Source organism: Blautia sp. HCP3S3_D9 (assembly GCF_052063845.1).
GTDB lineage: Bacteria > Bacillota > Clostridia > Lachnospirales > Lachnospiraceae > Blautia_A.
The window spans coordinates 26,775-36,392 of record NZ_JBQHWS010000026.1; the positions used below are offsets into that span (position 1 = coordinate 26,775).

The 9,618-nt window shown below is 43.0% G+C and carries 9 protein-coding genes; 4 read left to right on the forward strand and 5 right to left on the reverse strand.

What is annotated here, in order from left to right; genetic code table 11:
- Positions 1-103: 103 nt before the first annotated feature.
- The gene (locus ACTNES_RS07385) at positions 104-724 is read right to left on the reverse strand and encodes a CDP-alcohol phosphatidyltransferase family protein (protein ID WP_291804685.1); all 621 of its coding nucleotides are present in this window, start codon (positions 722-724) and stop codon (positions 104-106) included.
- Positions 725-734: 10 nt separating this feature from the next.
- Complete coding sequence (locus ACTNES_RS07390) at positions 735-1,763, reverse strand: lysylphosphatidylglycerol synthase transmembrane domain-containing protein (protein ID WP_291817496.1); 1,029 nt, start codon at positions 1,761-1,763, stop codon at positions 735-737.
- A 279-nt stretch (positions 1,764-2,042) separates the two neighbouring features.
- Between ACTNES_RS07390 and ACTNES_RS07395 the strand changes: the two genes are divergently transcribed.
- Complete coding sequence (locus ACTNES_RS07395; RefSeq protein ID WP_291804680.1) at positions 2,043-2,810, forward strand: ABC transporter ATP-binding protein; 768 nt, start codon at positions 2,043-2,045, stop codon at positions 2,808-2,810.
- Positions 2,803-3,594, forward strand: coding sequence for an ABC transporter permease (locus ACTNES_RS07400; protein WP_334303499.1), 792 nt, complete (start codon positions 2,803-2,805; stop codon positions 3,592-3,594). The genes ACTNES_RS07395 and ACTNES_RS07400 overlap by 8 nt, the downstream gene beginning before the upstream one ends.
- A gap of 195 nt (positions 3,595-3,789) precedes the next feature.
- On the opposite strand, the gene ACTNES_RS07405 is transcribed toward ACTNES_RS07400, so the two are convergent.
- The 3 genes from ACTNES_RS07405 to pdxS form a co-directional block, all read right to left on the reverse strand.
- A complete protein-coding gene (locus ACTNES_RS07405) occupies positions 3,790-4,065 on the reverse strand; it encodes a metal-sensing transcriptional repressor (RefSeq protein WP_216459446.1) in 276 nt (91 codons plus the stop codon).
- A gap of 78 nt (positions 4,066-4,143) precedes the next feature.
- On the reverse strand, positions 4,144-4,710 hold the full coding sequence (pdxT, locus tag ACTNES_RS07410; protein ID WP_216459447.1) for a pyridoxal 5'-phosphate synthase glutaminase subunit PdxT: 567 nt from the start codon (positions 4,708-4,710) through the stop codon (positions 4,144-4,146).
- Positions 4,710-5,582, reverse strand: coding sequence for a pyridoxal 5'-phosphate synthase lyase subunit PdxS (pdxS, locus tag ACTNES_RS07415; protein ID WP_154779728.1), 873 nt, complete (start codon positions 5,580-5,582; stop codon positions 4,710-4,712). Before pdxS ends, pdxT begins: the two co-directional genes overlap by 1 nt.
- Positions 5,583-5,890: 308 nt before the next feature.
- Here pdxS and pdxR point away from each other — a divergent pair, with 308 nt between their 5' ends.
- The gene (gene pdxR, locus ACTNES_RS07420; protein WP_291817490.1) at positions 5,891-7,288 is read left to right on the forward strand and encodes a MocR-like pyridoxine biosynthesis transcription factor PdxR; all 1,398 of its coding nucleotides are present in this window, start codon (positions 5,891-5,893) and stop codon (positions 7,286-7,288) included.
- A 211-nt stretch (positions 7,289-7,499) separates the two neighbouring features.
- Positions 7,500-9,194, forward strand: a complete 1,695-nt coding sequence (locus ACTNES_RS07425; RefSeq protein WP_441039042.1) for a hypothetical protein — start codon at positions 7,500-7,502, stop codon at positions 9,192-9,194.
- The last annotated feature ends 424 nt before the right edge of the window (positions 9,195-9,618 follow it).

The window sequence follows — 9,618 nt, forward strand, 5'->3', positions numbered from 1 at the left end:
GTTCAGTACAGGTAATTCCCATTGAATTTCCTGTTTATAAAAGTATGACCGCAGCATCCCTGTTTCTCGGGACCGCTGCGGTCAGTCAACAGTTGTATTTATTTTATATCAAACGGAACATCTTCGCAAGTGCAAGTGCCACGACTGCAACCAGCAGGATACGAACTGGATTCTGCGGTTTTTTCACCTTGATGTCCAGGATAAAAAGCAGTCCTACGATGATCACTGCAATATGTATCACGATCAGGAAATACAGTCCGCAATATCTTCTCATCAGATAAAGGAACGGCAGAATGATCGCCATGGATGTGATCGGCAGCCCCTGATAATACTGTCTGTTCTCAGAAGTCTCGTTCTGTCTCTTTGCTTCTGAGACATTAAAATATGCAAGACGGATGACAGACGCCACACTGTAAAAAATCAGTGTAGCAACTCCTGCAGGTGTGTTCACACCCAGACAGTAACAGATCATTGCAGGAAAAATACCGAAACAGACTACATCACAAAGAGAATCAATCTGAATCCCGAAATTCTTCTCATCATCCGTGCGGTTCTTCTTTGTTCTGGCGATTTTTCCATCAAACATGTCGCATAATCCTGAAAGTGCCAGACAGAAAATCGCAATCCTGAAATTTCCTTCCAGCGCCCTGGTAATTCCAAATACCGAAATTCCCAGGCTTATATAAGTCAATACCACCGTGTAATCATAAATTCCTAAAAACATAACTTCTCCCCTAATCTTCGTGTTCTTTTCTTCCTATTGTAAGATATGCCACACAGGTCATCACTGCACTGATGAGCATCTGCGCATAATAGGAAATTCCTCTGCTGAGTAACATTGCAGGGAGCAATGATTCTCCGAAAATCTGTGCAAACATCACCAGATAAAGAGATTCACTGATTCCCATTCCTCCGGGTAAAGGCAGCATATCAACAGAGACAGATATGACAGACTGCAGGATCGTAAGGGTTATGATGGAATATCCATGAAATCCCAGCGAACGGTATACCCAGTATGTAACTGTAAATAACAAAATCCTCTGCACCATAGTGATCAGGAACACTTTCAGGATCACCAGCTTGTGACTCGCCCAGAAAGCTGCCGTCTCATGATACTGATCCATAGATGCTTCCAACTTCTCAAGTCTGGTTTTCTTTGGTTTAAGAAAGCGGAAATGCTCGATAAGCTTCAGACCTTTTACCATGATCCATTTCGCCAGTCCCGGTGCAAATACAAGGATCATCATAAAAGTGACGCAGAAAATATTCAGGCCTACACCCAGGTAAAATACCCACATGTACTGCCCAAGATATCCCTCCAGAAAACCTCTGCCAAAAATCCAGATCACAATTCCGATCACCACCAGAACCGCTTTATAAGTAATGGTGACGATCATCAGGACCAGCGTAGTGACAGGAATCGGAAGTTTGTCCTTTTTCATAAAATAGATCTGCATAGGCTGTCCACCGGATGCAGACGGAGTAATACAGCTGAAAAAGAATCCTACGAAGGAATACAGAGCACAATGTCCCATTTTTACTTTTGCCCCAAGAGTCCTCATCATATAGAAAATGATCACGGACTCACCAAGTATAAACAGCACCACGCAGACGATACTGATCAGTAAGTAAACCGGATCTGCCTGCCGTACTGTATGAATAATCTCTCCCAGATCCTCGCCCTTAAATACCATATATACAGTAAGGGAAAATACAAGGATCAGAAAGACGGTGTTAAATATCGCTTTCTTTTTGTTTCTCATTTGCTTACACTTTCTTATACAGTTTTTTACAGCATTCGTCTGATTTCTATACCTGATTTCTATACCTGATTCCTGTATGTCCGAGTGTCCTGACATCGCGACAAAAATACTATAGTATATCTATTATATCATACCCTGGCATTTCTGCATATCATAAATTATGAAAATATTCGTTAATATTCTCTCTGCGCTTTCATTCTTAATTGCCTGGGCAATGGAATTTTACAGCGACATACGGACATTAACAAATATTCATCGAATATATATGGAGGTATCTGTATGAAACCACTGCTGGAAATTACAGATGTCTGTCTCTCCTACCACAGTTTATCAGGGGAAACCCCTGCCCTTTCTCATATATCCTTTCAGCTGATGCCAGGTGAATTTCTCGCTATTGTCGGGCCATCCGGCTGCGGAAAGTCCACGCTTCTGAATCTGATCTGCGGTCTGATCCGGCCGGAACAGGGGCAGATTCTTCTGGATGGCACTCCGGTGACTTCCGGCGACTGCCGTATCGGATATATGTTACAAAAGGATCATCTGCTGGAGTGGCGGACAATTTATAAAAATGTTCTTCTCGGTCTGGAGATCCGTAAGGAACTCACTGCCGAAAAACTTGCTTATGTAGATCAGCTTCTCTCAGATTACGGTTTGGACAAATTCCGTTCTGCACATCCGTCTGAATTATCCGGAGGAATGCGCCAGAGAGCTGCCCTGATCCGTACTCTGGCATTAAAGCCGGAACTTCTTCTGCTGGATGAGCCGTTCTCTGCACTTGACTACCAGACCCGTCTCAATGTCAGTGACGACATCGGAAGGATCCTGCGTCAAGAGAAAAAGACTGCAATCCTTGTCACTCATGATATTTCGGAAGCGATCAGCATGGCAGACCGGGTTATCATTCTTTCACCCCGGCCTGCCATTATTTGTAAGATCGTGCCGATCCATTTTGATCTGGAAAACCGTACTCCGATGGATTCCAGAAATGCCCCTGACTTTAAATCTTATTTTAATCTTATCTGGAGGGAACTGAATCATGATGCCTGAAGCTTCCTATCATCAACAACAGTATCTCCGTCATCAGAAAAGAGAAAAGAAGCTGGTTACTTTTCTTCGGATTTTTATTCTTCTTCTCTTTCTGGTGTTGTGGGAAATCTCTGCCAGAACCGGGCTGATCGATTCTTTTATCTTCAGCAGTCCGGGAATGATCTGGCACAGTTTCTGCAGTATGTGCAGCGATGGCTCTATTTTTCCCCACCTTTCTGTGACGATCACGGAAACACTGGTCAGTTTTCTGTTCGTTGTTGTTCTGGGTACAGGGATGGCAGTTCTGCTGTGGACCTGTCCCAGACTTGCAAAAATCACAGAGCCTTACCTCGTGGTATTGAACAGTCTGCCGAAATCTGCACTGGCGCCTTTACTTATCGTATGGCTTGGTGCCAATGAACGGACAATTATTGTCTGCGGTATATCAGTTGCTATCTTTGGTTCGATCCTGAATCTGTATACAGGTTTCGGCGAAGCAGACCCGGAGAAACTGAAACTGATCGAGACGCTGGGCGGCGGGAAGAAAGAGAAACTTATGAAGATTATTCTTCCGTCCTCTGTGCCGCTGCTGCTCAGTGTTATGAAAGTTAATATCGGTCTTTGCCTGGTCGGTGTCATCATAGGAGAATTTATCGGTGCCAGAAAAGGACTTGGATATCTGATCATCTATTCCAGTCAGACTTTTAAGCTTACCTGGGTGCTGATGTCCATTATCATCCTGTGCATCATCGCTATTATCCTGTATGGACTCCTCGGACTTGTTGAAAAGCGTGCCCGTAGATAGTTGTTAATTTCTTAACCGCTATCTTTTATAACGAAACGGTTTCGGAAATGGATTCAATGTCCGGAGAAAATTTTTACCGCAAAAAATAAGCCCGGAAAATCATGAAGTTCCATTTGACTGGGTACTTCTGAATTTCCGGGTTTTCTCTTGTCTCTGATCACCAGATGATAAAAAATATATTTCTGGTCCTCAATATTATTTCATATTTGCAAATCGTTCCACTGCCTTTGTAAAGTTTGCGATAGTCTTATCCGCATCTCCATGCTCGATTCCATCACGCACACAATGCTGAATATGCCCTTCCAAGACCACCTGTCCTGCTTTATGCAATGCTGATTTCGCTGCGTTTATCTGTGAAAGGATATCCTCACACGGAACATCTTCGTCAATCATACGGTCAATCGCCTGCACCTGTCCGATGATCTTTCTTAATCGTCTGTGCAGATTGTCAGAATCCATACACTGTTTCAAGTTAACACCTCCCAGTACCTCTACAGGTATTTGTATACAGGCATTATCTATGAACTAGCGAATTTTGTCAAGTATGCTTTATTTTTCACACATCGCCAGAAACGCCTTATGTATCTCATCATTCTCGTCCAGTTCCGGGTGGAATGCGAGGGCGAGCTGGTTTTTATATTTTACGGCTACGATTCTGTCTTCTACTGTTGCAAGTACCTGTACGCCGTCTCCTGCTTCTGCTACATACGGGGCGCGGATGAATGTCATTGGGACTTCTCCAATTCCTTCCAGATCAGCTTCTGTATGGAAGCTGCCGAGCTGTCTTCCATAGGCATTACGCTTCACGGTTACTGGCATGGTCTGTAAGTGACCTGGTTCTCCACCTTCAAGATTGTCTGCCAACAGGATCAGTCCTGCACAGGTTGCCAAAACCGGCATTCCTGCTTCTATCTGAGATTTGATGGTGTCATACATTCCAAGTTCTTTGAGGAGTTTTCCCTGTACTGTGCTTTCTCCTCCCGGAAGTACCAGACCATCGTAATGCTGTTCCAGATCTTCTGCTTTTCTGAGTTCAATACAGGATGCGCCCAGTTTCTCAAGTTTCTTCTCATGTTCGATAAAGGCACCCTGCACTGCTAAAACTGCAATTGTCATTATTTGCCTCTTTCTGCCATCAGAAGCTGGATCTCGCTTTCATTGATACCAACCATGGCCTCTCCAAGATCTTCGGATAACTCTGCGATCATCTTCGCATCTGTATAGTTCGTAACTGCTTTTACGATTGCATTAGCTCTCTTTGCCGGATTACCGGATTTGAAGATGCCGGAACCAACGAATACACCCTCTGCGCCAAGCTGCATCATCAGAGCTGCGTCTGCAGGAGTTGCAACACCGCCTGCTGCGAAGTTTACTACCGGAAGTTTGCCGTTCTTATGTACATATTCAACCAGTTCATATGGTACCTGAAACTGTTTTGCAGCTTCGAAGAGTTCATCTTCTCTCATGCTTGTAAGCTGTGCGATGGCACTGTTCATTTTACGCATATGGCGTACTGCCTGCACGATATCTCCGGTTCCTGGTTCTCCTTTTGTACGGATCATGGAAGCACCTTCATTGATTCTTCTCAGTGCCTCTCCAAGGTCTTTTGCACCGCATACAAACGGAACTTTGAAGTTTCTTTTATTAATATGATAAACATCATCTGCAGGAGATAATACTTCACTCTCATCAATATAGTCGATCTCGATGGCTTCCAGCACCTGCGCCTCTACGAAATGACCGATTCTGCATTTTGCCATGACTGGGATGGAAACTGCATTCTGGATTCCCTGGATCATCTTTGGATCACTCATTCTGGAAACGCCGCCTGCTGCACGGATATCTGCCGGGATACGCTCCAATGCCATAACTGCACATGCACCTGCTGCCTCTGCGATCTTTGCCTGCTCCGGTGTGGTAACATCCATGATGACACCGCCTTTTAACATCTGTGCAAGCTGTTTGTTTAATTCATATCTGTTTTCCATGTGAAATTCCTCCTGTGTTATATTTGATTTCTGATATCGTTTCTCCAAATCTGTTCACCCTCATCATCCCGGAATATTATCAACAAGTTATACTTGTCATCTACATCTCCGGTTTTCATTAACATTCACTCATCAAAAATATCTTGAGAAATATTGTCGACGAACAGTAACGATTTCAAACAATTGCAATGAAATATTAAATCTCTTCTGTACGAATCAGCTTGGACAGAGTATAATGCAGAAGTGAATATATTTAAATCGTCAATTCAGATATATTCAGTAAGGTCAGATTGGAGAAACTATCACAAATGATTACCTATAATTTTACAAATACAGGGTCAGATTCCCTTTACGAATATTTATATAAATGCATCAAAAACGACATATTACAGGGAAATATCAAGCCCGGAGAGAAATTACCGTCCAAACGCTCTTTCGCAAAAAATCTGGGTATAAGCGTGATCACTGTAGAAAATGCCTATGAGCAGTTAATTGCAGAAGGTTATATTTATTCCATGCCGAAAAGAGGCTTCTATGTCACTGATTTCAAGAAAGCCATAGAGATCGAAAAGAAAAATATCACAAAAGAAATGGTTCCACTCACAAGCGGAGACTCCGGATACCTGGCTGATTTTTCCAGTAATCAGACACAGTCCGAGCTTTTTCCATTCACGATCTGGACAAAGATGGTCCGTGAAGTATTAAACGAGAATCAGATGCAATTAATGACCAACCCTCCATGCGGCGGAATCCTTTTTCTCCGCGAGGCCATTGCCACATATCTGAAAGAATTCCGCGGCATGACTGTCCTGCCGGAGCAGATCATCGTAGGTGCCGGTACGGAATACCTCTACGGACTTCTGATCCAGCTTTTCGGCAAAGATAAAGTCTATGCTGTAGAAAATCCAGGATACAGAAAAATCCCTCAGATTTATAAAAGCTGGCAGGTTCCCTGCGAATACATCGATATGGACGGCGACGGGGTAAAAGTTTCTAAACTGGAAGAAAAAAAAGCAGATATTCTTCATATCTCCCCTTCTCATCATTATCCTACAGGTATCGTTATGCCGATCAGCAGACGCTATGAGCTTCTCGGATGGGCTTCCAGAGGAGAAAACCGCTATATCATCGAAGATGATTACGACAGCGAGCTTCGGCTGAGCGGTCAGCCAATCCCGACACTACAGAGCATTGATGTCTCGGATAAAGTTATTTATATGAATACATTTACAAAGACCCTTTCCTCTACTGTCCGTATCAGTTATATGGTACTTCCCGGGCATCTGCTGGATGAATTTTATAAAAAACTTTCTTTTTACTCCTGTACTGTCTCAAACTTTGAACAGTACACACTGGCAAAGTTCATTCAGGAAGGTTATTTCGAGAAACATATCAATCGACTAAGAAATTACTATCATTCCAAACGTGATTCTCTGATCAAAGCCATCAGGAACAGCCGATTGAATGATCTTGTTACCATTTCCGGAGAAGAAGCAGGTGTGCATTTCCTTATGGAAGTTCATACTTCTCTGACAGAGTCGAAACTGATCCAGTCTGCAGGTGCTCACAGCATAAAACTTTCCCCCCTGTCCGATTACTATCACGTTTCGGATGAAGCGCCGGAGAATGTATATATTATGAATTATTCTTCCATTGAAGTGGCTGATATAAAGGAAATCATTCACCGTCTGAGCCAGTGTATGTAAATAATTTTCGAAAATATCGACATCTTTTTCCATATTGTCGAAAATTTGTAGCTTTTTCCATTTATATCTGGTAAAATTGATATAGATTGTTATTTCAGTCTGTAATGTCTTTCAGGGAATAATGACAGGCCTGTTTTTCAGAGCAGAAAATGAATGTCCTGAAATTCAATACCACCACATAAGATTCATAATAGAACATAAGGAGGCTCTTATGAAAACAAAGAAATGGTTCAGAAAAACAACCGCAATCTGTGCTGCGGCACTTCTTGGTACCGCTGCAATTCCATCTACAGCATTTGCAGCAGACAGCTACGCTTCCATCGAAAAAGATGCATGGGCAAAAAAGGTCACAAAAATGGTATCTTCTTACGCTACATCTATAGAGGAAAGCCAGTCTCTGATGTCCGGAATGCAGAGTGATATGATTCTGAAATTTGAAGATTCCGGCCGCTCACTTCTGGGATTTATCGCACCATTTGATGTCTCCTGGCTGGACAATGTCACACTTTCCAATGATATTTCTTTTACAGAGGGAAAAGAGGGAGTGCTCATGAAGCTCCTTCTTAACGACAGCGAAATCTGTACTTTAGAATATTATATGGATCCGGACACCCAAAATATTTATATGCGCATTCCAGAACTCTCTGATAAATATTTCAAGACCAATCTGGCAGAAGCCGCGGACCAGCAGGCTGCCAGCATTGAAAGTGATATCGAAGAGTTAGCCCCTGGCGATACAGACGTAAATATTCCGACTGATCATTTTGCCACAGCTTATTCAGACAGTATCAACCTGAGTGTTTCCATGATGTCTGATCTGGCGGCAACATTGCCGGAAGCATCTGTGGTAGAAACACTTCTGAATAAATACGGCTCTATGCTCTTCGATAACATTACAGAAGGCGAAAGCAGTCAGGAAACTCTTACAACCGGTGAGATCAGCCAGGACTGTACTGTATACGAAGCACAGGTTTCAGCAGAAGATGCCGTCAAAACTGCAACCGCAATCCTGGAAGAAGCAAAATCAGACAGTGATATTGAGAACATCCTCAATACCTGGACAGACAAACTTTCCAGCAATGAAGATCTGTACGAAAACTTCACCAAAGCTGTAGAAGACGGCCTTGATTCTCTGAAAGATGCAGATACCAGTAATTCCGATGATTCTCATCTCAACACCAGAATCTGGGTTGATGAGACCGACAGAATTGCAGGACGTGAGATTGAATTTCAGGAGGGCGATGAAATAACTCCTGTTCTGAACTGGCAGATGACGAAAGACGGCTCAGACTTTGGTTACCTTCTCTCCATTGTAACAGATGATTCCGGCACACTCTCCCTGTCCGGATCCGGTCAGATTAATGACGGTAAATTAAACGGAACCTATGAAATTTCTCAGGACGACACAGCCGCAGCCATTATTGAGGTAAAAGATTACGACACAGAATCTGCAAAAGAAGGTTACTTAAATGGTAACTATACCATCACTTTCCCTGCTGATTCTTCAGAAGACGGAGATTCTTCACTTTCCATGTTTGAGAACTTCGCGCTTGTATTAGACTTAAATTCAGCAAAAGATTCCGGTTCTGTTGCACTGTCCGTTGAAAGTGCAGGCAGCACTCTCGGAAGCTTCACAATTACTTCCGGTGCAGGAGAATCTGTTGATATCCCGGATCTGACAGATCTTGGAGACGTTTATGACATAACCAATGACGATGATATGAATTCCTATGCTGCCACACTTGACTTCACCACTCTTATGGACAACTTGTCCAAAGCTGGCGTTCCGGACGAGGTCATCACTTATGTTCTCAGTGGTGGAAGTGCTACAGATCAGGATACAAATGAAGGAACCGTTGAATATGGAGTTTCTGATTACAGTCCTGAGGAAAAAGATGCAGCCTGATCTGAATATCCGGAATACGTTGCATTACGTAGAACGTTATATTCTGATTGTAGAACAGGCAGAAATAAATTTAATTATAACTTATACGTCAGATATGGCAGAGCATATCTGACACCCATTATTACTGTTATATAAAACAGTGTTACTGTTCGCTCTGTGAACAGTAACAAAACAATAACATTTAATAACAGAAAGGGGCTGCCGCGAAAAAGCGCGACAGTCCCTTTCGAACGGATGAGGAAATAAAAATGAATACAACAGCAGATCTTGGCAAGGCTCCAATACGCACTCTGGTGCTGCAGCTTGCCATTCCTTCTATGACCGCGCAGTTTGTCAATGTCCTTTACAGTATCATTGACAGAATGTATATCGGACATATTGCCGGTAACGGCACGCTTGCCCTTGCAGGTGCAGGTATATGCGG

What these genes read in the sequence shown, in the direction of transcription:
- ACTNES_RS07385 (WP_291804685.1), bottom strand. Translation starts at nt 724, where the DNA reads ATGTTTTTAGGAATTTATGATTACACGGTGGTATTGACTTATATAAGC.
- ACTNES_RS07425 (WP_441039042.1), top strand. Translation starts at nt 7,500, where the DNA reads ATGAAAACAAAGAAATGGTTCAGAAAAACAACCGCAATCTGTGCTGCG.
- ACTNES_RS07390 (WP_291817496.1), bottom strand. Translation starts at nt 1,763, where the DNA reads ATGAGAAACAAAAAGAAAGCGATATTTAACACCGTCTTTCTGATCCTT.
- pdxT (WP_216459447.1), bottom strand. Translation starts at nt 4,710, where the DNA reads ATGACAATTGCAGTTTTAGCAGTGCAGGGTGCCTTTATCGAACATGAG.
- pdxS (WP_154779728.1), bottom strand. Translation starts at nt 5,582, where the DNA reads ATGGAAAACAGATATGAATTAAACAAACAGCTTGCACAGATGTTAAAA.
- ACTNES_RS07400 (WP_334303499.1), top strand. Translation starts at nt 2,803, where the DNA reads ATGCCTGAAGCTTCCTATCATCAACAACAGTATCTCCGTCATCAGAAA.
- ACTNES_RS07395 (WP_291804680.1), top strand. Translation starts at nt 2,043, where the DNA reads ATGAAACCACTGCTGGAAATTACAGATGTCTGTCTCTCCTACCACAGT.
- pdxR (WP_291817490.1), top strand. Translation starts at nt 5,891, where the DNA reads ATGATTACCTATAATTTTACAAATACAGGGTCAGATTCCCTTTACGAA.